Origin of the sequence: Candidatus Epulonipiscium viviparus, assembly GCF_030708075.1 — a bacterium.
GTDB classification, from domain to species: domain Bacteria; phylum Bacillota; class Clostridia; order Lachnospirales; family Cellulosilyticaceae; genus Epulonipiscioides; species Epulonipiscioides viviparus.
On the sequence record NZ_CP117982.1, the window covers coordinates 2,725,305 to 2,746,604 of the forward strand.

Annotated in this window: 23 protein-coding genes; 15 read left to right on the top strand and 8 right to left on the bottom strand. The window is 36.7% G+C overall.

Features of this window, described 5'->3' with window-relative positions:
• Positions 1 to 5 precede the first annotated feature (5 nt).
• The 8 genes from larE to PCY70_RS11670 all read left to right on the top strand — a co-directional run bounded on the left by larE (position 6) and on the right by PCY70_RS11670 (position 7,973).
• Positions 6 to 809, top strand: a complete 804-nt coding sequence (larE, locus tag PCY70_RS11635) for an ATP-dependent sacrificial sulfur transferase LarE (RefSeq protein WP_305767455.1) — start codon at positions 6 to 8, stop codon at positions 807 to 809.
• 10 nt (positions 810 to 819) lie between these two features.
• Complete coding sequence (gene larB / locus PCY70_RS11640) at positions 820 to 1,572, top strand: nickel pincer cofactor biosynthesis protein LarB (protein WP_305767456.1); 753 nt, start codon at positions 820 to 822, stop codon at positions 1,570 to 1,572.
• A gap of 24 nt (positions 1,573 to 1,596) precedes the next feature.
• Positions 1,597 to 2,478 carry a nickel pincer cofactor biosynthesis protein LarC gene (gene larC, locus PCY70_RS11645; RefSeq protein WP_305767457.1) on the top strand — a complete coding sequence of 294 codons (882 nt, stop codon included), beginning with the start codon at positions 1,597 to 1,599 and terminating at the stop codon, positions 2,476 to 2,478.
• A gap of 11 nt (positions 2,479 to 2,489) precedes the next feature.
• The gene (gene larC2, locus PCY70_RS11650; protein WP_010167732.1) at positions 2,490 to 2,906 is read left to right on the top strand and encodes a nickel pincer cofactor biosynthesis protein LarC2; all 417 of its coding nucleotides are present in this window, start codon (positions 2,490 to 2,492) and stop codon (positions 2,904 to 2,906) included.
• 164 nt (positions 2,907 to 3,070) lie between these two features.
• Positions 3,071 to 3,892, top strand: coding sequence for a PilZ domain-containing protein (locus PCY70_RS11655; RefSeq protein ID WP_305767458.1), 822 nt, complete (start codon positions 3,071 to 3,073; stop codon positions 3,890 to 3,892).
• Positions 3,893 to 3,907: 15 nt separating this feature from the next.
• Positions 3,908 to 4,939, top strand: a complete 1,032-nt coding sequence (locus tag PCY70_RS11660) for an HD-GYP domain-containing protein (RefSeq protein WP_305767459.1) — start codon at positions 3,908 to 3,910, stop codon at positions 4,937 to 4,939.
• 195 nt (positions 4,940 to 5,134) lie between these two features.
• A complete protein-coding gene (locus tag PCY70_RS11665; RefSeq protein WP_305767460.1) occupies positions 5,135 to 7,225 on the top strand; it encodes a putative bifunctional diguanylate cyclase/phosphodiesterase in 2,091 nt (696 codons plus the stop codon).
• A 73-nt stretch (positions 7,226 to 7,298) separates the two neighbouring features.
• The gene (locus PCY70_RS11670; protein WP_305767461.1) at positions 7,299 to 7,973 is read left to right on the top strand and encodes a PilZ domain-containing protein; all 675 of its coding nucleotides are present in this window, start codon (positions 7,299 to 7,301) and stop codon (positions 7,971 to 7,973) included.
• A 332-nt stretch (positions 7,974 to 8,305) separates the two neighbouring features.
• Here the strand turns inward: PCY70_RS11670 and PCY70_RS11675 are convergent, their stop codons facing one another.
• Together PCY70_RS11675 and PCY70_RS11680 are read right to left on the bottom strand one after the other, a co-directional pair.
• Positions 8,306 to 8,854, bottom strand: coding sequence for a hypothetical protein (locus PCY70_RS11675; RefSeq protein WP_305767462.1), 549 nt, complete (start codon positions 8,852 to 8,854; stop codon positions 8,306 to 8,308).
• Between the two features lie 73 nt (positions 8,855 to 8,927).
• On the bottom strand, positions 8,928 to 9,599 hold the full coding sequence (locus PCY70_RS11680) for an N-acetylmuramoyl-L-alanine amidase family protein (RefSeq protein WP_305767463.1): 672 nt from the start codon (positions 9,597 to 9,599) through the stop codon (positions 8,928 to 8,930).
• A gap of 226 nt (positions 9,600 to 9,825) precedes the next feature.
• Between PCY70_RS11680 and PCY70_RS11685 the strand changes: the two genes are divergently transcribed.
• Complete coding sequence (locus tag PCY70_RS11685) at positions 9,826 to 10,470, top strand: YczE/YyaS/YitT family protein (RefSeq protein ID WP_305767464.1); 645 nt, start codon at positions 9,826 to 9,828, stop codon at positions 10,468 to 10,470.
• A 5-nt stretch (positions 10,471 to 10,475) separates the two neighbouring features.
• On the opposite strand, the gene PCY70_RS11690 is transcribed toward PCY70_RS11685, so the two are convergent.
• From PCY70_RS11690 to fucU, 6 genes are all read right to left on the bottom strand, one after another.
• The gene (locus PCY70_RS11690; protein WP_029488132.1) at positions 10,476 to 11,639 is read right to left on the bottom strand and encodes an MFS transporter; all 1,164 of its coding nucleotides are present in this window, start codon (positions 11,637 to 11,639) and stop codon (positions 10,476 to 10,478) included.
• 76 nt (positions 11,640 to 11,715) lie between these two features.
• Positions 11,716 to 12,726, bottom strand: a complete 1,011-nt coding sequence (locus PCY70_RS11695; RefSeq protein WP_305767465.1) for an aldo/keto reductase — start codon at positions 12,724 to 12,726, stop codon at positions 11,716 to 11,718.
• Between the two features lie 30 nt (positions 12,727 to 12,756).
• The gene (locus PCY70_RS11700) at positions 12,757 to 13,803 is read right to left on the bottom strand and encodes an alcohol dehydrogenase catalytic domain-containing protein (protein WP_029488131.1); all 1,047 of its coding nucleotides are present in this window, start codon (positions 13,801 to 13,803) and stop codon (positions 12,757 to 12,759) included.
• A 20-nt stretch (positions 13,804 to 13,823) separates the two neighbouring features.
• Entirely contained in the window at positions 13,824 to 15,335 is a 1,512-nt protein-coding gene (locus PCY70_RS11705; RefSeq protein ID WP_305767466.1) for a xylulokinase, read from the bottom strand.
• A gap of 30 nt (positions 15,336 to 15,365) precedes the next feature.
• Complete coding sequence (locus PCY70_RS11710; protein WP_305768973.1) at positions 15,366 to 16,235, bottom strand: class II fructose-bisphosphate aldolase; 870 nt, start codon at positions 16,233 to 16,235, stop codon at positions 15,366 to 15,368.
• A gap of 9 nt (positions 16,236 to 16,244) precedes the next feature.
• Positions 16,245 to 16,676, bottom strand: coding sequence for an L-fucose mutarotase (gene fucU / locus PCY70_RS11715; RefSeq protein WP_305767467.1), 432 nt, complete (start codon positions 16,674 to 16,676; stop codon positions 16,245 to 16,247).
• A 316-nt stretch (positions 16,677 to 16,992) separates the two neighbouring features.
• Here fucU and PCY70_RS11720 point away from each other — a divergent pair, with 316 nt between their 5' ends.
• From PCY70_RS11720 to PCY70_RS11745, 6 genes are all read left to right on the top strand, one after another.
• Positions 16,993 to 17,274, top strand: coding sequence for a hypothetical protein (locus tag PCY70_RS11720; RefSeq protein ID WP_305767468.1), 282 nt, complete (start codon positions 16,993 to 16,995; stop codon positions 17,272 to 17,274).
• 108 nt (positions 17,275 to 17,382) lie between these two features.
• A complete protein-coding gene (locus tag PCY70_RS11725) occupies positions 17,383 to 18,660 on the top strand; it encodes a homoserine dehydrogenase (protein ID WP_305767469.1) in 1,278 nt (425 codons plus the stop codon).
• Positions 18,661 to 18,681: 21 nt separating this feature from the next.
• Complete coding sequence (gene thrC, locus PCY70_RS11730) at positions 18,682 to 20,127, top strand: threonine synthase (RefSeq protein WP_010169235.1); 1,446 nt, start codon at positions 18,682 to 18,684, stop codon at positions 20,125 to 20,127.
• Positions 20,128 to 20,541, top strand: a complete 414-nt coding sequence (locus PCY70_RS11735) for a hypothetical protein (RefSeq protein WP_305767470.1) — start codon at positions 20,128 to 20,130, stop codon at positions 20,539 to 20,541.
• Between the two features lie 94 nt (positions 20,542 to 20,635).
• A complete protein-coding gene (gene hfq, locus PCY70_RS11740; RefSeq protein WP_010169230.1) occupies positions 20,636 to 20,866 on the top strand; it encodes an RNA chaperone Hfq in 231 nt (76 codons plus the stop codon).
• A gap of 49 nt (positions 20,867 to 20,915) precedes the next feature.
• On the top strand, positions 20,916 to 21,296 hold the full coding sequence (locus tag PCY70_RS11745; protein WP_010169228.1) for a Fur family transcriptional regulator: 381 nt from the start codon (positions 20,916 to 20,918) through the stop codon (positions 21,294 to 21,296).
• Positions 21,297 to 21,300: the final 4 nt, after the last annotated feature.

Consider the following 21,300-nt stretch of genomic DNA (forward strand, 5'->3'; position numbering starts at 1 on the left):
TAGATATGAATCAACTAAAAAAATTTATGGCAGAGCTGGTTGCGCAGGGAGTTGCCATAGCATTTTCTGGAGGAGTAGATAGCTCGCTGTTGCTTAAAGTAGCTGCAGAAGAAGGCAAAAAGTTGGGAGTCTTGGTGCATGCGGTAACATTTGAAACAAGCTTGCATCCCAAAGCGGATCTTGAAATTGCGGCAAAAGTTGCAGAAGAAGTTGGGGCAATTCACAAAGTAATATTTATAGATGAGCTCACAAAAGCAGAGATAATAGAAAATCCGATAGACAGATGTTATCATTGTAAAAGATTTTTATTTGAGGAACTGATCGATTATACTGCGAAGCATAATTTAAAATACGCTGTGGATGGCACAAACTTAGATGATCTATCTCAATATCGTCCAGGGATTAGGGCATTAGAAGAGTTGGGGATAATTAGCCCTCTTGCAAAATTAAAAATCGATAAAGCAACAGTAAGAAAATATGCACAGCAAATGGGGTTGAGCGTTTATAATAGGCCGAGTGCACCTTGCTTGGCAACGAGAATTCCATATAATACCAAATTGGATATGAAAGTACTGGAGAAAATTGATATTGCAGAAGCTTTTTTAAAAGATCTAGGGTTTGCCAAGAATCGTGTGAGACTGCATGATAATATCATTCGAATAGAAATAGATTCAACAGATATTAATTCTGCCGTGGCGCATCGTGAAGATATCGTTGCGCGTTTTAAACAGTTGGGGTTTTTGTATATAACGTTAGATTTAGAAGGCTTTAGAAGTGGAAGTATGGATATACATTTGCAGAAAGGATAAATTGGTATCAATGGATATAGGTAAAATTTTGAAAGAAGTAAAGTCTGGTGCTGTTTCTATAGAAGAGGCAGAAAAGGTGTTAAAGCATTTGCCATTTAAAGATATGGGCTTTGCGAGAATCGATCACCACAGAAAGTTGCGGAGCGGATTTGGAGAAGTAATTTTCTGTGAAGGTAAAAGCGATGAGCACCTTGCTAAAATATACAAGCATTTTGTAGCAGAAAAAATAGAAGTACTGGGAACTAGGGCAACTGAAAAACAATATCTTGCAGTGGCACAAGAAGTTGAAGACGTAATATACGAACCAGTCTCTAGAATTTTAAAATTAGAAACGGTAGAGAAAAATCATACAGGAATGGTGGCAGTCTGTACAGGAGGGACAAGTGATATACCGGTTGCAGAAGAAGCTGCGCAAGTTGCAGAGTTTTTTGGAAGCCGAGTATTGCGTGTTTATGATGTGGGAGTTGCAGGTATTCATAGATTATTTTCTAAAATAGAAGAAATTAATAAGGCAAACTGTATAATTGCTGTTGCGGGAATGGAAGGAGCATTGCCTGGCGTATTAGCAGGAATGGTAGATAAGCCTGTGATAGCAGTGCCAACATCAATAGGGTATGGAGCAAACTTTAAAGGGATCTCAGCGTTGTTGACCATGTTAAATTCTTGTGCCGAAGGAATCAGTGTTGTAAATATAGATAACGGATTTGGGGCAGGATATCTAGGTACGCAAATCAATAGATTAATTGTAAATGCGGCAAAATAAAAATATGACGAATGGAGAATTACTATGATATTATACTTTGAATGTTTCAGTGGAATAAGCGGAGATATGAGTGTTGCTAGTTTGTTGGATTTGGGAGCTGATAAGCAAGTGTTGCTTGATGCATTAGATAGCCTCAATATTGATGGATACAAACTGGAAATAGATACCAGTAGCAAATGCGGAATTTTTGGAACTAGCTTTAATGTCGCATTGGCAGACGGAAGGCATCCAGATTATATAGGAGAAAACGATCATTATCACCATGTTTCAGAAGCAGTAGATGAAGATTCTAGCAAAGCCGAAGAAGAGAAGGACACAGAAGTAGAAGAGACACAAAATAATAAGTCAGAAAAACACAACCATGGTCACCATACGCATCGTAACCTAGCGGATATCACAAAAATCATTGATGAAAGTGGAATAACAGAGAACGCAAAAACTATTGCAAAATCGATATTTGGCTTTATTGCTAGAGCCGAAGCAAAAGCGCATAACAAAACGATGAACGAAATACATTTTCATGAAGTAGGGGCAGTGGACTCTATAGTGGATGTAGTAAGCGTGGCGGTATGTATAGATAATATAGGCATAAGCAAAATAGCAGCATCAACAGTTTATGAAGGGACAGGATTTGTGCAATGTGCACATGGAATTATGCCAGTGCCAGTACCTGCAGTAGTGAATATATTTCAGGAAAGTGGTCTAAATATGAGAATCACAGAAACAAGAAGTGAAATGGTAACACCAACTGGCGCAGCCGTGCTTGCAGCATTGGTAAATATTGATGAACTTCCAAATGATTTTAAAATTGTAAAAACAGGAATTGGTGTGGGTCAAAAGGATTTTCCAAATGCCAATATTCTTAGAACAATGTTAATAGAAGAAACTAAAAAAAAAGCTGTGTAGATAGTCTATGGATGCTAGAAACAAATATAGATGATAGCACGAGTGAAAATCTCGGCTTTGTTCTTGAACAATTGTTTGAACTAGGAATTAATGATGCATATTTTACGTCTATACAAATGAAAAAAAATAGACCAGCTATAAAACTTAGTGTCCTTTGTAAACTTGAAAAGATAGAGCAAGTCGAGAATTTTGTGTTTAAACATTTATCAACAATAGGCATTAGAAAATATAAAGTTGATAGAACCATTTTGAAAAGAGAAATAAAGAAGGTGAAGTCAAGTTTTGGTAGATGTAGAGTTAAAGTTGTGACGCACCAAAATGAGACATATGTATACCCTGAATATGAAGATGTTAAAAAAATTTCGCTAAAGTATGATCTTTCTTTTAACGAAGTATATAATAGAATAAAAAATGAAATAAAAATATAATAAAAAAAGTACAATGAACTCTGGTATGAATATGTGCTGGAGTTAGCCTTTTTGGATATATTTAAAAAATAATTGGAAAAATATAGACGTTTTTTTGAAAAATGTGATATAATTAAAGAAAAAAATATATAATTATATTAATAACAATGAAAGGAAGTGTCTATATGATAAAAACATCGCCTGTATCAGAAGTAAAGAAAAAAAAACAAGAACAAATGCAAATTCAAGAAAAAATCAGTAAGTTAAGAATACAAAAAATGCGACAAGAACAAATTAAAGATAGTATACAAGAATGGAAAGATGTAATTACATCAAGTACTAAAGTAAAATTAGAAATTTCAGACAGCAAGGTGAGTTATGTATCAACTATATCTTCCTGGGAAGAAAAGCAAATAATTATTGCATTGCCACAAGAAAAACCATTAGATACTAATCATATGTATGTTATTCAATTTAAAGTTGGAGAGTCGTTGTTATTAGCTAATGTGAATGCAACAAATAAAATTTTAAAATACCCAAATGTATTTTATGTATTAGAACTAATTTCGCCCATACATAAAAAACAATCTAGACAACATTTTAGATTAGAAGCAAAAATTGAACTAATGATATATTTGCCAGAACCCGATATTAGAGATGAATATTTTGAAGAATCGGAGCTGATGTTGAGCGTTATGACAATGGATATATCGGCCGGAGGAGTTAAATTTGCAACTAATAAAATAATAGAAGATGATACAATAATCGATATAGATTTTATATTATTAAATAATCAATACCATTTAAAAGGAAGGGTTTTAACTCACTTTGAAGAAAGTAAAGAAAAAGATACTGTATATAGAGTAGCATTTATTAATGTAGAATATCGTAAACAAGAAAAGTTAATATATGATATTTTATTGTATCAACGACAGACCTTAAGTAAAATTGCTAGAAATGATAATAAATTATCGAAATCTCAAGTTAAAAGTAAATTTAAAAGATAATAAAGGAGAGAGATTATGAGAAGCGTACCAACTATAAGGTTAAAAGAAGATAGTGAGCTAGCATTAGATGTATTGGGTGAAACAGGTGAAATGATATTTCCTCGTGGGACTAGGCTTACTAAAGCACAGTTAGGAAAATTGAAGGACGAAAAAGTAGCGTCTGTCTATATTACAGATGAATATTGTTTTACAGCGGCTAATCCTAAGTATATTGCTGATTCTGGGCATATGATGAACAAAATTGCAACGCTCAAAAAAATGATTGCGATTACAGCTGTTGGACTAGCTACTAATGAAGCTTTGATTGGAACAATAGAACTTGTTAATGAGATTGTGCAATACTACTATACAAATAGGAATGAATTGGATATAGTATATGAGGATGCAAAAATAGAAGGAAACGCAACAGAAGAAAAAATAGTGTATATCGCTATGATAAGTACTTTGTTTGCGCTAAAATTAGGACTAAACCCGAGAGCAACTGCAGCGGTGTGTTTGGCGGCATTGCTAAAAGATGTTTCGCTTGTAACGCCGAATATTAAGTGGATTAGTGGAGAAAATAATAAACATCATCCCAAAAAATCGTATGAGTATTTAAAAGAAAAATACAATCTTCCTGAGGATGTTTTGGGTATAATATTGGCTCACGAAGAATTATATGATGGCTCTGGATATCCAAATCGGTTGAAGGGTGAAACTATTCCAAAAGGAGCTCGAATTATTTCCATAATAGAATCGTATTACAATATAAAGCAGCAACTAAAAGAACATTGCTTAACTTTGGAAGCCGATTTTGTTAAGAAGACATTGTCATTAGATCCACATTATTTAGAAATCTTTAGAGAAAATACCAATGTATATGAACCAGACACTTTGGTGGAGCTAACCAGTGGAGACATTGCAGTTGTAACAGAAGAAAGTTCTGTAAATATTTTTCAGCCTAATGTGAGAATAGTTAAAAGTGTAAATTATCCAAAGGACTCAGAGATATGTCTAGCAAAAATGTTTAATGTTAATATACAAAAAATTGTATTTTATGTAGAGTAAGTTATTTCTTTTAATTATACTGTTCAAACTTTAAGTGGATAGTTTGTTGACACAGATTTTTCGAGTAATGAAAAGAAGTTTACAGAAAGCTCTTTATGAGGTATACTAACATGAGCTGATATTGAGGATTAAAAACAGTAGAACAAATTTCCCTTAATTTACTAATTATAAATAAGATTTTAAAGGAGGAGCCAGATGCCTGAACAATATAATAATGGGACATTAGAAGAAGTAATGATATTGAAAATTGATTACAATGGTACAATTGTTGCAGCGAATGAATATGCTCAAAAACGATTAGGGTTAAACGACAAAGAGGACCAATTTCGAGATATAATCTTGTATAAAAATGTGGAGAGCGTAGATACTGTTTGGAAAAAGATAAGAGATACAAACAACAAGAGTAGTATAGATATGACATTTAAATCAAGAGATGAAGAACTGATCTATACGGTATGTACAATTGAAAAAAATACAAATAAACAAGAAATAGAATTATCAGCTATAGATATTAAAAAATATGATCTAATTCAGAAAAATAATAGATATACAAAAAAATTACATTCAAATGTATCTGATTTAGAGAAAGCCTTGAATAAAAAATATCGAGAATTAAGTACAGCCATAGAAATAGAAAATTTTTATATAGAAGATGACACTCCAACTGTGTTGTACAAGTTAAACATAAAAACAGGTGCGATAGAAAAGTCTCAAGCCTCTACAAAAATTCGTGAATTATTAAATCAAAATGCATTTTTTTTAGAAAATCACAAGAATATTGATATTTTCTCTTATTCAAAAATATGTAGTTATCATGAAGAAGCTCTAAAAACTAATAAATTTGAATATAGTATGGAAATTCGATATAACCATTCAATTCGTGGAAATATTTGGATATATTTGATGGTAAAATACTTTAGACCTGCAAATAGTGATCTGATGAACATTCTTGTAACAATGGTTGATATAAATGAAGAAAAAAATAGTGAAGAACAGTCTATGAGCTTGCTATATGATCCAGTGACAGGAAGTCCGAATAAAAATTTCTTCATTAGATATTTCAATGAGCACAAAGATACCAAGTTAGCGTTTATTTATTTAGATGCAGATAATTTTAAATCGATAAATGATTCATTTGGGAGAGCTTTTGGTGATGCCGTTCTAAATGAAATAATAAAGAGAGTTAATGGTATAAAACATGATAAATTTATTATAGGTAGATGTTTTGCAGATGAATTTTTAATAGTAATAGAAGATTTTGAAGATGAAAATGAAATCAACGATTTTATGATGGTTCTGTCACAAATATTTGATGAGCCATTTACTAATTCGGGAGTAAGCTTTGGTGTATCTTATAGTGCGGGAATCTCTGTTTATCCAAAAGATGGGAAAAATTTTGAAGATATATTAAATAATGCTGATATTGCTATGCATCGAGTAAAAGCAGAAGGCAAGCGTAACTTTGTTTTTTATAACCCATCGTTTAAACAAACAGTACTTGAAAAAATGTATATGGAAAGTGATCTTAGAGAAGGTATAAAAAATAACGAATTTTCTTTGTATTATCAGCCTCAGGTAGACATGCTAACAAATAAAGTGCGTGGATTTGAAGCCTTAATTAGATGGCTTAAGCCAGATGGAAGAATTATTCCGCCATTTAAATTTATTACAAGTGCAGAAGAAACAGGGCTTATGATTCCTATGGGAGCTTGGATTATTGAAGAAGCTTGTAAATTTATTAATAAATTAAGAGATGCGGGATATGAAAACGTTCATGTTGCCGTTAATATTTCTGCTGTGCAAATTACTCAAAAGAGCTTTGTTCCAGAATTGCGTGAAATAGTAGAGCGGACTAAAGTGAATACCAAGCAACTGCATATAGAAATTACAGAGACTATATTGATGAAAGATATAAAAACTAATACTGCAAAGATTAGAAAATTGCAAGACATGGGGATTATAATCGCTTTGGATGATTTTGGAACGGGATATTCGTCTTTAACTTATCTCAAGCAGCTGCCAATTGATGTGTTAAAAATTGAAAAAAGTTTTGTAGATGATATTGGTACCGGAAGAAAAAATCTTGTAGGACCAATAATAAATTTGGGACATGAATTGGATCTGGAGGTTGTGGCAGAAGGAGTAGAAGAGCGTGAGCAGTTAGATTATTTGCTATCTTATAATTGCGATATACTGCAAGGATATATTGTTAGCAAACCAATGCCAGAAGATGAAGTTATGGCGTTTTTGGAAAGTGAATATGCGCCAGAAAAAACTAAGAAATAAAAAATAGCGTAGTGAATGGTGCAGTGCACTGTTCGACTACCTACAAAATAATACTAAAAGGGGGAATTTTGTAATGAAAAATTATACAGAAAATGAAATTGAAAAAAGTATTTATACGTATCAGTCTGTAATCTTATTAGATCCCAATATGCGTATAAAATTAATTGATGAGAACACTACTTATGGTGTTAAACTTGCAAACTGGCAAGAAAACAATTTGCTGCTAGAACTTCGTCAAACCAATATCAATCTTAACTTGTCTAAAAAGCATACTATTAATATGCTAACAAGCCATTCTACTTTTGTTGCGAATGTTTCGATTGTAAAAAAGATTCCGCAAGACAAATCTACTTTTTATATGGCACAAATTATTTCGCCTATTCATCAAAAAAGACAGAGAAACCATTTTAGGCAAGAGGCAACGGTGCCGGTAACATTGATTGTTATTGCAGAAAAAAATTCTAAGGTTAAGCCGCCACCACCAATCAAAGGTATTACTATTGATATCTCTGCAGGTGGATTGAAGTTTACTAGTATAACAAAAATTGTTCCTCCATTAAATGTATACATAAACTTTAGTTTTCATAATCTGCGTCTTACTCTAAAGGGAAGAATTTTGGAACACTTCGAGGAAGTTGATACGCATCAATTTATATATAGAGTGGCGTTTAAAGATATTGATACAGAAACACAGCAGAAATTAGAGAAAAATATTTTGGAATATGGCTCATCAAGGCGTTATAAGTGAAACTATTGCTATGTCATAAGAGCTATAAACATACAAAGAACTGTTTTATAGTTTTGCCGCAACGTTTTTACTTGCTGCAAAAACAACAAGGAGCAGCATCAATTTATATATAGAGTGGCGTTTAAAGATATTGATACAGAAACACAGCAGAAATTAGAGAAAAATATTTTGGAATATGGCTCATCAAGGCGTTATAAGTGAAACTATTGCTATGTCATAAGAGCTATAAACATACAAAGAACTGTTTTATAGTTTTGCCGCAACGTTTTTACTTGCTGCAAAAACAACAAGGAGCAGTTTATTCCTTGCATTTGCAGCAAATATAAATTTGTTTATAACTTAATTTTGCATGATATAATTGATAAATGTTTTTGCAGCATCCATTCTTTCACTGTTTTATCTTTGTATTGCTCCATCTCTTGGGCACTAAATATAGTATTGAGATCTATATACATACCTGTTCCGATCATTGTGAGATATGTAAATGTGTCTGCAGCAAATGCGTCGATAGCCCTTGATGCTATTAGTCCAATTAATTTTTGCTGCGCTGCTACATAGTTCATATCTTGATGCTCGTGGTCCAAAAGCGTTGTAGCATCAAAATCGAAGTCATATTCGTCTGTTGATAATCCAAAATATTCCGCAATATCAGAAACAAATTGATCTGTTACATCTTCGATTTCAAAAGCATTTATCATTGTTACGTTAACCGCGACGGGAAGTTGTGTAACAAAATTGTAGATTAAGCTTCCAAATATCCAAACTACAGCAACTGTAGTGAGTACATGAACTTTGTAGTAATACCAGTAATAATCTACTTTTACTTTAAAAGGAGCAGTTTTGATTTGTGCTCGTGCTTCTTTAAACTCATCCATTACCATGATAACACCTCATCTTTTCTTTTCTTTTGTTCTTATTATATCAAAAACATTTATAAAAATCTAGAATCTCGTTTTATTTGTTAATTATTCGTAATAATGATGTTGCGAGTTGAGCCCAGGTTACATTAGAATCGGGGTTGTATTTTGTTGGAATGATTCCTAATTCAAAAAGTCTATTGATTGCTTCCTGTCCCATAGTCTCTGTCTCTATTTTAAGATTGAGATATTCTGCAACTCCATTATATATGCTGATTGCTATTTTATCTAAAAAAGCATCGTTTGATAAAAGTGCTTCTTCTTCTGGATTGGATACAAATCCTATCTCAACTAAAATGGCAGGCATCTTGGTTTCTCGCAATACTGAAAAATTGCCAACTTTAACCCCTCTGTCGTTAAATCCTGTTGCCGCTATAAGATGTTTTTGAACATCTTGTGCAAGTGGATAGCTTTTGCCTACTTTAGAATAGACATAAGTTTCTATACCTCTTGCAGTGTTGTTAGTTGCTGAATTTGCGTGTACGCTGATAAAATATTCTGCTCCTTTGTTGTTTGCCAATGTGCTTCTTTCCATTAATGTAAGATACGTATCACTGTTTCTTGTTAGCAATGCTTCGATACCGGCCAAAGCTAAAAGTTCGGCAAGTTTTCTTGCTACTTTTAATACGACATTCTTTTCATACAGACCGCTATGCCCAACGGCGCCAGAGTCGTTTCCTCCATGCCCCGCGTCTACTACTATTAACATAATGATTCACCCTCCTATACTTTTTAATATATAGTATGCGTAATGGGACAAAATTGTTAATAAAAATTGAAAATATTTTGCTGTTATCGATAAATATAGTCGCAGAATATATAATATGAAGTATAAGAGTAAAGTTGTATAATTTGGTTTTGCGATAATTGTTAGTTGACTTATTTAGCGAGGCATAGTAGTATTTATGAATAAAATATTACGAAGGGTGTGGAGTATGGATAAGAAAGCTAGAAGAATTGGGATGTCTGTATTTGGAATAGTTTTGGTGGGAGTTGCAGTGGGAATGTTTAAGAGGGCGGCATTTGGAATAGATCCATACCAGACTTTTATGTCGGGGCTTAACGCTATCATTCCCATAAGTTTTGGAACATTGTTTACCTTAGTAAGTGTCGTATTTTTTGTCTTTGTTGCTGTTGTTGACAGGCGATATATAGGCATCACAACTTTTGTAAATTGGTTTTTGCTAGGATACATAATCGAATTTAGTCATGCTGCGCTATTGAGTGCTTTTCCGGAAATGAGTGTATTGGCAAGAGTTATATTACTGGTGGCTGCTATAGTTTTGCTCTGCTTTGCAACGTCGTTTTACTTTGTGTCAAATCTTGGTGTTTCTGTATATGATGCGACAGCGTTGATCATGGCAAACAAATGGAAGCTGATGCCTTTTAAATATTGCAGAATAGCAACGGATTTGGTATGCGTAATGGTTGGGCTTGCGTGCTTTGCTATTGCTAATCAATCGTGGTCCCAAATCTTAGGCGCGGTGAACGTAGGAACGGTTATTACGGCATTTTGTATGGGACCGTTGGTCGACTTCTTTGTTAAAACTTGTGCGAAGCCATTTTTAGAGCGAAAGTAAAGATCTTATGATCTAGCGATTTTCTTATTGAACATTACAGTGGTTGTAATAAGAAGAATAGCCAACGCGGCTGTATAAATTGGATAAAGCTCCACTCCAATTTCGGTTGCTAAAACTCCAAACAGAGCTGGCATCAAGAGTAACCCTGTATATGCTCCGGCCATTTCTAATCCGATAATTGCTTGAGAATATTGCGCTCCAAAGTTGTCTGGTGTAGAGTGAATTATAGAAGGATAGATAGGTGCGCATCCTAAGCCGATCAGCAGTAGACCAGCAAGTGTCGTTGCATTAAAGAATAGCATAACGCAGCCAAGGGCAATGACAGATTCTCCCAATAAGATCATTTTTTGGTCGCCAAATTTATTTGCTATAAAGCCGCTAGCAAATCGTCCTGCAGTAATCCCGATAAAAAAGTATGATGTAAATCGGGCTGCGACGTCGGCATCGATGCCTTTTGCATAAACAAAGTAACTGCTAGCCCATGCACCCACTGTTGCCTCGATTGCGCAATAACAAAAGAAATTCATAAGGATTAATTTGACACCTTTGATTTGTAATAACTGACTAATCTTAAATGATTCTCTATTTTCTGTGGCTGATGCGACAGCGCCATTTCTCGTAGCCACTTTTTTAAATAGCGGCATGGCGGTTAACACGACAAAAAGTATGGCTACTTGTAATGCGGCAACTGTGGCATAGCCTTGTCGATAGTCAGATGTATTGGCAAGCGAAATACTCATTATGTATGGACTAATAGATACTCCAACTCCCCAAAAGCAGTGTAGCCAACTCATATGGGAAGATTTATAATGTAAGGCAACAAAGTTGTTAACTGCAGCGTCGATGGCACCTGCTGCTAACCCATAAGGTAGTGAAATTAGACATAGCACCCAAAACGAGTCGACAACCGCATAGGCCGCAATCGATATTGCAGAAAGTAACACGCTTGCTGCAACAACACGTCCTACACCAAATTTATTTGTGAGCCAGTCGGAATATAAGCTAGATATTATGGTGCCAAATGATGTAATGACACTGAGTATGCTCATATATGATATTAAGACATCGAAATTCAGTTGCATTATTGGCCAAGCCGTTCCAAGAAGCGAATCTGGCAGCCCTAGACTTATAAATACCAAATACAAAATTGCTAATAACGAAAAATACATGTGCTCCTCCTTAATTTGTACATAAAAAATAACCTTCTAGCTAGATTATTCTGGCACAGAAGGTTATATTACAAAATTATTTAACAATTACTCCGTCGAGATCCCAAAGGTCTTCCCAATCATTTGCGCCTTCCCAAAGGAATACTTGCCCCTTAATAAGACGATTGTTTTTGTCTAGGCCTTCGATAGTTTTCATTTCTGCTTCTGTGAGCGGATCTTCGGTGATACATTTTAGGTTGCTAGTGTAGAATGCTTCTTCTGTTGCAAAAGGAATAGGCACTTGCCCACGTTGCGCAGCCCATTTTAAACACACTACAGCTGGATGGATGTTGTGAGCCTTTGCGATTGCTTGGATTTCTGGCTCGTTGATGTCTGTAATATCTGTTGCAGTGGTATCTCTTTCCGGACGCTCTGGAGATCCGATAGGGCAAAATGCAATTGGAAGAATATCTTGCCCTCTGAGATAGTTGAACAAAGCTGGCTGCGGGAAGCATGGGTGCAGCTCCATCTCGATTGCTACTGGCTTGATTCTACACAAAGGCAATACTGCTTTGAGTTTAGGAATTGTCATGTTACTCATACCAATAGATTTTACAAGACCCATATCCACTAATTTTTCACATTGCTGCCAGGTTTTCATAAATTCCTCGACGCTAAACGGTTTTGAATCTGGATTTCTAGAGTCTACATCGCAACCAGGCGCGTGATAGTTAGGGAAAGGCCAGTGGATAAAGAATAAGTCGATATACTCAAGCTGTAAGTCTTTTAGACTCTTGGCGCAAGAAACTAAAACATCGCCCGCACCGTGCATGTCATTCCAAACTTTGCTTGTGATAAATAGATCTTTGCGTCGAACAAGGCCCTCTTCTATTGCTTCGGTGAAAACTTTGCCAATTTCAGTCTCGTTATGATAGCAAGCAGCACAGTCGAAAAGTCTGTATCCAACCTTGATTGCGCCTTTAACTGCAGCAGATACTTGCTCGCTGTTATATCTATCTGAGCCAAATGTCCCCATTCCAATTGCCGGGATTTCTAATCCGTTGTTTAAAGTTCTCTTTGGTATAAGATTTTGTGAAATTACTTCCATTCTTATTAACTCTCCTTTAATTTTAATTTTTTAGTCGTTGATTAACAATACTTTGCCCTTAACTCTTCCGGGCTCTTTAAAAAGCATAAACGCTTCTTGGGCCAAAGACATCGGCATTTTTTCTGCAATAAAAGCAGGGTCAAATTTGAGCTGGCCAGTCTTAAAGTAATGGGCGGTTAAATCCCATTCTTTTCCAGGATATGGTGCGCTATATGACATCCAAGAGCCTGTAAGCTTAAATTCTTTGCGGTTCATATTTTCCCACATTTTAGGAGTGAATGTCAAATCCACATGTGGAGTACCTATAAAACAAACGTTTGCTTTGTTACTAGCAAGTTCGAATGCTAAATGCATTGTTGTAGTTTGCCCGGCAGTTTCAAAAACATATTTAAAGCCCTTGCCATCCGTAAATTCAGAAACGTCGTCCATAAATCCTTCTTTGAGAGTGTTGAAAGTTTTTGTAGCGCCCATCCTCTTGGCAAGTGCAAGCCTCTCGTCGCTTATATCAAATACTACAACTTCTGCAGCACCAAAGATTTTTGCCCATTGCATAGTGAAAATGCCGATGGTTCCGCCGCCGAGTATGGCAACCTTGGCTCCGCCTTGATAATCGTTTAAAAACAGCCCATGCAAAGCAACAGTGGACGGCTCAAACATTGCCCCTTGTTCGTATGGAATACTCGAGTCAAATGGTACAGCATTTCGCTCGGGGATTACGACATACTCTGCGTTGCTTCCCTGCTCTCGAGAGCCGATAAAACTATATTTCTTGCAAAGTGAGTAGTTGCCTTGCTGGCAGTCTTCGCAGGATAGGCAGGGCAAGAGTGGTGCGCCAGAAACTCGGTCGCCAACCTTAACTTTGCTAACGCCTTCGCCTATTTCCACAACATCTCCCGAAAATTCATGCCCCAAAACGATAGGATAGAAATGAACCCCATTGTGAAGTACACGAGGAATGTCCGATCCGCATATGCCAGATGCCTTAATTTTAATTTTAACCATACCAGCCGATACTTCTGGTTCTGGATAATCTAGATACTCAACAACTTCATTTGCAGTAACGACAGCTGCTTTCATATTAACACCCTTTCTTATCATCAATTCTCTTGCGGTTGCATCATGTCTTCTAATAGATCATACAACTTGAGATATTTTTTATAGCCCTGCCCATAGGTTAGCTGGTTATCTTTGTTAGCAGTATGCATCCTCTTAATTGTGACACATCTTCGCACTGCATCTTCAAAACTATCATAGATACCAACTCCGACTCCAGCCAAAATAGCAGCGCCAAGAGGAGTCGCCTCATCTGATGCGGGCACAATGATGTCCTTGCCGGTTACATCCGATTTGATTTGTGTCCACAGTAGCGAGTTTGCAGAGCCACCGGTGGCAACGAGTTCTTTAACCGATGCGCCCGCGTCTTTTGCAATGTCGAGATTATGCTTTAGCGAATATGCGACACCCTCCATAGAAGAGCGAACCATATGCCCTCTTGTTTTGCTAAAGTCTAGACCGTAGTATACACCTTTTGCGCATGGATTCCAAATGGGTGAACGCTCGCCTGCCATATAAGGGAGAAAGGTTACGCCATCTGATCCAGCTGGAACTGCTGCAGCAATTTCGTTGAGATAGTCAAATGAGCTAAGCCCGCGTTCTTTTGCAGTGCCACGGTCACCCAACTCTCGCTCCACCCATCGCATAACTCCGCCACCACCAGTTGTGCCGCCTTGCAATAACCATTTGCCTGGTACGACGTGATTGCTCAAGATCAGCCTTGAATCTGCTTTATACGTATCAATACATATGCTCATTCCGCCAGCTTGCCCACCTTGCTCTTGGGTTTGGCCATTGTGAATAACCCCAACTCCAAGCGTGGCACAAGCAGCATCTAGTCCGCCTGCAACAACTTTGGTGCCCTCTAACAATCCAGATTTTTCAGCTGCAGTTTTGTTAATAGCCCCAACAATGTCACTGCACTCATATATTTTAGGAAGGATAGATGCTTTAATACCAAGTTGAGCACACATATCTTGATCCCACGTGCCCTCTTTCATGTCGTAACAATGAATGCCATAGCCTTGCGATTTGTCTTGAGAAAATTCTCCGGTGAGCTTATATACGATATAACTGTTAGATTGTAATATAGCAAAAATGCGTTCATAAACCGCGGGATGATGCAATTTATAATAAATAATTTTGCCGGTTGTGTAAGTTGGTTGTAATGAATTTCCCGAAAGCTCAAATATGCGTTGCGGCCCCAATTGATTTGTGAGGATTTTACATATATCGGAGCTTCGCCTATCCATCCATATAGGGTTATTTACCAAAATATTTCCATCTACATCAACAGCAATAGCAGACCAGCTTTGCCCGGCAACTCCCACGCCTGCAATTTGTTCAGGATTGATATTTGCCTTTTGGATGCATAGCTTTGAAGCCTCGCAAACGGCGTTCCACCACTCTTCGGGGTTTTGCTCAACAAAGCCTTCTTGAGGATAATAGGTGTGGTACTCTCCATTTGTCTGGGCCACAACTTCTCCCTTTGTATCAAAAATCGCTACCTTACAAGAACTCGTTCCAATGTCCATACCCATCAGATATTTATCCAACGTTCTCTCCCCTTTCACATTACAAGAAAACTATTTACAGCATTTAGAATTTTGCGCTTTGCCAACGCATCCACACACTTCCATCTTTGCTTTAACAAGATCGCTAACTTTTTTCATCCCGGCTTCGCCAAATTTTTTAGGGTCAAAAGTATCTGGAGCCACTTTTAATAGTTCTTTTACACCATCGGTATAAGCAACTCTAAGGTCTGTGGCAAAATTTACTTTGCATATCCCGCGCCTAATGCAGTCTGCAACATCTGCATCAGAAACGCCAGATGCCCCGTGCAGCACCAATGGTATAGAAACCAATTTTTTTATCTCATCAAGTCGTGCTTTGTCTAGCTTTGGATCGCCAACATAAAATCCGTGAGCGGTTCCAATTGCAACGGCCAAAGAATCGACACCAGTGCGCTCGACAAATTCTTTTGCTTCTTGAGGATCGGTATTTGTATCAACTTCAACTTCTAAGTCATCTTCTTTGCCGCCCACTTTGCCTAGCTCGGCTTCGACAGTAATGTTGTTGGGGCGAGCAACTGCAACGACTGCCTTTGATACTGCTATATTGTCTTCAAAGCTTTCGTGAGAGCCGTCGATCATAATAGAAGTGTAGCCTTCTTTGATGCCCTGGACAGCAAGGTCAAAGCTGCTCCCGTGATCTAAATGTAAAGCTACAGGAACGCAAACTTTTTCGGCTTCTGCCTTTACCATAGCATAAAACATTTTCAAGCTGGCATATCGAACAGTAGACGGAGTGGTTTGAATAATCACCGGTGCTTTATTCTCGACAGCAGTTTTGATAACAGCCTTTACCATTTCCATATTTTCGACGTTAAACGCTGCAACAGCATAGCCGCCTTCTTGTGCAGCCAATAGCATTTTCTTTGAATTTACTAGCATAATACCCTCCTCTTAGTTAAATACAACACCTTTTTTGAGAATAACATTTGCGTAAATAGCGGCCTCTCCAGTTGCCACAATAGCATATGCTTTCTTAGACTCGTCATAAAATTTAAATCTCTCGATGTGTTCTATATTTTGATTGCCATCTGCAGTATCGATCAACTGCTTATAAGTTGACCAAATCTCGGGAACCATTCCTTTGTCTTGTGGAGTAACTTCCATAAGCGCTGTAGCGGCATCAACATACTTGTCTAATGGCATAACTTGTAATATTGCTTTTAATATTTCTGGGACACCATGCCCATCTAGCCTAATTACCTGAGGACCCATTGAATGCGCAGGGAAATTTCCGTCTGCAATAACAATAGTGTCGCCGTGCCCCATTTCCATCAATACTTTCAAAAGCTCTGGTGATAAAATATTTGGGATTCCTTTTAACATTTGATATGCTCCTTATATAAAGATGTGTTGCTTGTGACATGCTAATTCTAATAGATTCTTACTATATTTTCCATATATAAAATACAGTTTTTAATATAAGATTTTCAGATGTCTACAATTAGTATTTTGAATTATTTAGATTTTTATTCCTGAATGAAGCGATTTTTTGTTATTGTATGCTCGAACGATTCGGCATATTTTTATTGGATATTTTAGAAAATTAATGGTATACTCAAAGTGTATAATTAGATATTGAACATGCATAATTAGGCATCGGCAATTTCTAATACTATTATTTTATAAGGAGAAGATACTTATGGACAAATATAAATTAACAACTAATACTGGAGGGAACTACATATCGGCACTAAAATACATGATAACGGCAGCTTTGGCAGATGCGAGGGCAGATCCGGAGGTCGCAACTTTTGTGGAGGCGGCTTTTGCGGAGGTTGCGGTAGGTGATGATGACGACGACGAGATTTATGCAACAGCGATTGAAATAGGAGAAAATAATTCATCAAACGACGAAATTGCGAACCGAGAAATCGCTGCAGCAAGTGAAGAAATGGCTGCATTTGATGCAACAGAAGACTAAAGAAGACTTGCTGTTATAATAAAAATAGAGAAATTTGGTAAATATGAGCCTTGTACTTTCTTAAATAATGCGTTACAATCATTAGAAAACTAAATTGGAGGAGCTAACATGATAAAAATTGCAATACTTGGTTGTGGAACAGTTGGAGGTGGGGTATATAAACTGATACAAAAAAACTCTAATGACATTAAGATGCGTACAGGCAAGCAGGTAGATGTGAAGTGGGTGCTTGAAAAAGATGTTGCCAAAGCAAAAGCTGCGGGAGTCGCGGAAGAGCAAATTACACAAAACATTGAGGCGGTCTTGGCAGATGCTGAAGTACAAATCGTTGTGGAATTAATGGGCGGGCTTACATTTGCGTATGATTGCATTGTTAAAGCGATTAAGGCAGGCAAAAATATCGTAACAGCAAATAAAGATTTGATTGCGGTTAAAGGGGAGGAGATCTTTGTACTTGCAAAAGAGAATGGCGTTGATGTCCATTTTGAAGCAAGTGTTGGGGGCGGAATCCCGGTTATTGGGGCAATGCAAAATGTTCTTTGTGCCAATATGTATTCTGATATTGTGGGAATTTTAAACGGAACCACAAACTATATTTTAACAAAAATGACAGAGCAGGGTATTTCGTATCAGACAGCATTGGCTCAGGCATCGGAGTTGGGCTACGCAGAAGCAAATCCAAGCTCTGATGTGGAAGGAACCGACGCTGCACGCAAGATTGCAATTTTGGCAAGTATAGCGTTCAATTCAAGATGTACTCTAGATGATGTGTATCAGGAAGGCATAACGCAAATAATAGAGAAAGATATCACTTTGGCAAATAAACTTGGGTATCAGATTAAATTAGTTGCGATGGCAAAAGAGCGAGATGAGAAGATTATCTTGTTTGTGAGACCAGCATTTGTAAAAAATGAGCACCCGCTGGCTGCAGTAAATGATGTGTTTAATGCAGTATTTTTGAAATGCGACGCTGCAGATGAGATAATGCTCTATGGTAGAGGTGCAGGAGAGATGCCAACTGCGAGCTCTGTTGTTGGAGACATTATGGCGATTTGTACAAGCATTGCCAATAAGACTACTGGAAATTATGGGCTTAACTGCTACAAAAATAAAGAAGTTTTGGAGATAGGAGAGTTATTATCATCGTTTTGTTTGCGATTACGCGTTGAGGATAAACCAAATGTGTTGGCAGGAATAGCAAGTGAGCTCGGCAAGCGTGGCGTGAGCATAGCATCTGTAATACAGTCTCCTGTGCCAGAAGGAAAGTTATCTAGTCTAACGATTATTACTCATGAAACCAAAGAAAAATATTTGCAAGAAGCGATTGTTGATTTAAAAGAAAAAGAGTATGTTAAGAAAGCCAACATCTTTATGTGTTTAGGATAGGGTGTAGAAACGGAGGATATCATGTTTTATTCGAGTACTAGAAATAATGATACGAAAGTTGCGTCTGCAGATGCGATTATAAAAGGGCTTGCACCAGATAGGGGGTTGTATACTCCTGTTAGTATTCCGGTTTTGACAGCTACGGAAATAGATGTGATCAAGTCTGGTTCTTATAAGGATGCTGCAAAATTGATTTTTGCCAAATATTTGACCGACTTTTCGGAGAAGCAAATAGCCGTTTGTGTGGATTCAGCTTATGGCGATTCGTTTGAAGAGGTTGCGCCACTATATCAGCTAAATGATCAAGCGTCGGTTTTGGAACTATGGCACGGGCCAACTTGTGCCTTTAAGGATGTGGCACTACAGGTGTTGCCATATCTTATGACAACGGCGATAGATATTACGGGCGAAAAAAATGATATTGCCATCATTGTGGCAACTTCGGGAGATACAGGAAAAGCTGCCTTAGAAGGATTCAAAGATGTTGCGGGGACAAAAATCATTGTGATGTATCCGAGCGAGGGTGTTAGTGCGGTTCAAAAGCAGCAGATGGTAACGCAAGAGGGAGACAATGTGTCGGTTATTGCAATTAATGGCAATTTTGACGATGCTCAAACTGCGGCCAAAAACATATTTACGGATGATGTATTGAATGCCACTTTGTTAGCAAAAGGGATCAAGCTTTCGAGCGCTAACAGTATAAACTGGGGCAGGTTACTTCCACAAATTGTATATTATGTAAAGAGTAGTATAGACCTTGGTGGCGCTGATTATGTAGTACCAACCGGAAACTTTGGAAATATATTGGCCGCGTACTTTGCGAAGATGATGGGCGCTCCAGTGAAAAAGCTTGTATGCGCATCAAATCAAAATAATGTTTTAACAGAATTTATTAAAACGGGTGTGTACGATAGAAGGCGTGAGTTTTTCAAGACGCTCTCTCCATCGATGGACATATTGATTTCATCAAATTTGGAGCGTTTGATATATGAGCTTTCGGGCCATGACGGTCTATTGGTAGAAAAATTAATGCGAGACTTAGAAGAGATGGAAGCATACACTGTGCCAGAAGATATAAAAGCAAAGATAGATGAGTTGTTTTATGCGGCCTGTGCAGATGATGCGGAAACAGAAGATGCCATCAAGAGATGCTATGATGAATTTGGTTATTTAATTGATACCCACACAGCTGTTGCATATGATGCGTATAAAAAATATATAAAAGATTGTGTAACAGAAAAAGTAGTTATAGTATCTACAGCAAGCCCGTATAAATTTCCGATAGGAGTTGGCGACGCGTTGGGGATGGATGTAGATAAAAGTGAATATAAAATATTGACTGACTTAGAAGCTTTAACAAAAGTAAAAATTCCTGCACCATTGGTGGGGTTGGAGCATAAAAAAGTTTTGCATGAAATAGCATGTAACAAAGAAGAGATTTTGCAAACAATAACAGAGCTGCTGTAGATGTTGTATGCAGAAAAGCAGACGTATGAAGATTTGGAAAAAATGCTAGCCAAGCGCTATAAGGAGTTTTGCAGTAATCCGAAGGCAATAAAAAAACGGGTTGCAATAAATTTTCCGGAGCCTCGCTATAAGATCACATATATTTGTCGTTATCCTGCAGAAAATAATAAGGATGAGAGTGACAATCAGGGATATATATACTATAAGCCATTGTGGGCCGTAATAGGGCATATGTATATGTTTAAGAGTGTGCCACTAAAGAAAAAGAAGTCGATATGGGATGGAATATTATTCTTTTTTGTATCTAAAACAGCGAGAGGAAAAGCCGAGATTCAAATAGCGCAAATTTCGTTGATTAGCATTTTGCCTTTGGCGATACCGATATTAGTGCTAATATTATTTTTGCTATTATGAAAGCAGAAAATTAAATATTTTTGATTGCTATTGTATATTTTAGATAAAAGTCGTCAATAATCTATATAAATATTTGAATATATGGAGGATTCTCATGAATAAAAGTGTAAACTTACAAGATGTAGTGCTTAATCAGCTCAGAAAAGAGCGCATTATTTCTACTGTATTTCTAACAAATGGTTTTCAAATTAAGGGCACTATCAAAGGATTTGATAATTTTGTGGTTTTGGTAGATAGTGAAGGTAAACAGCAATTGCTATATAAGCATGCGATTTCAACTATTGTACCTAGTAAAACTCTTTATTTAAACCAGACAGAGGAATAATATAGATTGCGGAAATACCGTGGTCTGATGCCATGCGGAGGTTTATCTTATGAGATATAACACAAAAAATAGGCAAAAGATTTTGGAGTTTATAAAAAGTCAAAGAGATAAATATGTTACTATTAATGAAATTAACGCTGAATTAGAAAGACAAAGCATTAAAATGAGTCTATCAACTATATATAGATATATGGACTATTTAGAAACTGAACAACTAATCAGCAAACACATTGATGCTAACGAAAAAAAAAGTTATTTTCGTTATACTGGAGATAATCCTGCGTGTAAAGAGCATCTTCACCTAAAATGTAATAATTGTGGAATAACGATTCATCTGCCAGCAGATATTCTAGAAAATGCGAACATTCATAATTTTAAAATTGAATATGATTCGTCAGTGATAGTTGGCATTTGTGAAGATTGTCAATAGAAAA

Bases quoted from the DNA above. Each gene is read 5' to 3' on its own strand.
- larE (WP_305767455.1), top strand. From the start codon at position 6: ATGAATCAACTAAAAAAATTTATGGCAGAGCTGGTTGCGCAGGGAGTT.
- larB (WP_305767456.1), top strand. From the start codon at position 820: ATGGATATAGGTAAAATTTTGAAAGAAGTAAAGTCTGGTGCTGTTTCT.
- larC (WP_305767457.1), top strand. From the start codon at position 1,597: ATGATATTATACTTTGAATGTTTCAGTGGAATAAGCGGAGATATGAGT.
- larC2 (WP_010167732.1), top strand. From the start codon at position 2,490: ATGCTAGAAACAAATATAGATGATAGCACGAGTGAAAATCTCGGCTTT.
- PCY70_RS11655 (WP_305767458.1), top strand. From the start codon at position 3,071: ATGATAAAAACATCGCCTGTATCAGAAGTAAAGAAAAAAAAACAAGAA.
- PCY70_RS11660 (WP_305767459.1), top strand. From the start codon at position 3,908: ATGAGAAGCGTACCAACTATAAGGTTAAAAGAAGATAGTGAGCTAGCA.
- PCY70_RS11665 (WP_305767460.1), top strand. From the start codon at position 5,135: ATGCCTGAACAATATAATAATGGGACATTAGAAGAAGTAATGATATTG.
- PCY70_RS11670 (WP_305767461.1), top strand. From the start codon at position 7,299: ATGAAAAATTATACAGAAAATGAAATTGAAAAAAGTATTTATACGTAT.
- PCY70_RS11675 (WP_305767462.1), bottom strand. From the start codon at position 8,854: ATGGTAATGGATGAGTTTAAAGAAGCACGAGCACAAATCAAAACTGCT.
- PCY70_RS11680 (WP_305767463.1), bottom strand. From the start codon at position 9,599: ATGTTAATAGTAGTAGACGCGGGGCATGGAGGAAACGACTCTGGCGCC.
- PCY70_RS11685 (WP_305767464.1), top strand. From the start codon at position 9,826: ATGGATAAGAAAGCTAGAAGAATTGGGATGTCTGTATTTGGAATAGTT.
- PCY70_RS11690 (WP_029488132.1), bottom strand. From the start codon at position 11,639: ATGTATTTTTCGTTATTAGCAATTTTGTATTTGGTATTTATAAGTCTA.
- PCY70_RS11695 (WP_305767465.1), bottom strand. From the start codon at position 12,726: ATGGAAGTAATTTCACAAAATCTTATACCAAAGAGAACTTTAAACAAC.
- PCY70_RS11700 (WP_029488131.1), bottom strand. From the start codon at position 13,803: ATGAAAGCAGCTGTCGTTACTGCAAATGAAGTTGTTGAGTATCTAGAT.
- fucU (WP_305767467.1), bottom strand. From the start codon at position 16,676: ATGTTAAAAGGAATCCCAAATATTTTATCACCAGAGCTTTTGAAAGTA.
- PCY70_RS11720 (WP_305767468.1), top strand. From the start codon at position 16,993: ATGGACAAATATAAATTAACAACTAATACTGGAGGGAACTACATATCG.
- PCY70_RS11725 (WP_305767469.1), top strand. From the start codon at position 17,383: ATGATAAAAATTGCAATACTTGGTTGTGGAACAGTTGGAGGTGGGGTA.
- thrC (WP_010169235.1), top strand. From the start codon at position 18,682: ATGTTTTATTCGAGTACTAGAAATAATGATACGAAAGTTGCGTCTGCA.
- PCY70_RS11735 (WP_305767470.1), top strand. From the start codon at position 20,128: ATGTTGTATGCAGAAAAGCAGACGTATGAAGATTTGGAAAAAATGCTA.
- hfq (WP_010169230.1), top strand. From the start codon at position 20,636: ATGAATAAAAGTGTAAACTTACAAGATGTAGTGCTTAATCAGCTCAGA.
- PCY70_RS11745 (WP_010169228.1), top strand. From the start codon at position 20,916: ATGAGATATAACACAAAAAATAGGCAAAAGATTTTGGAGTTTATAAAA.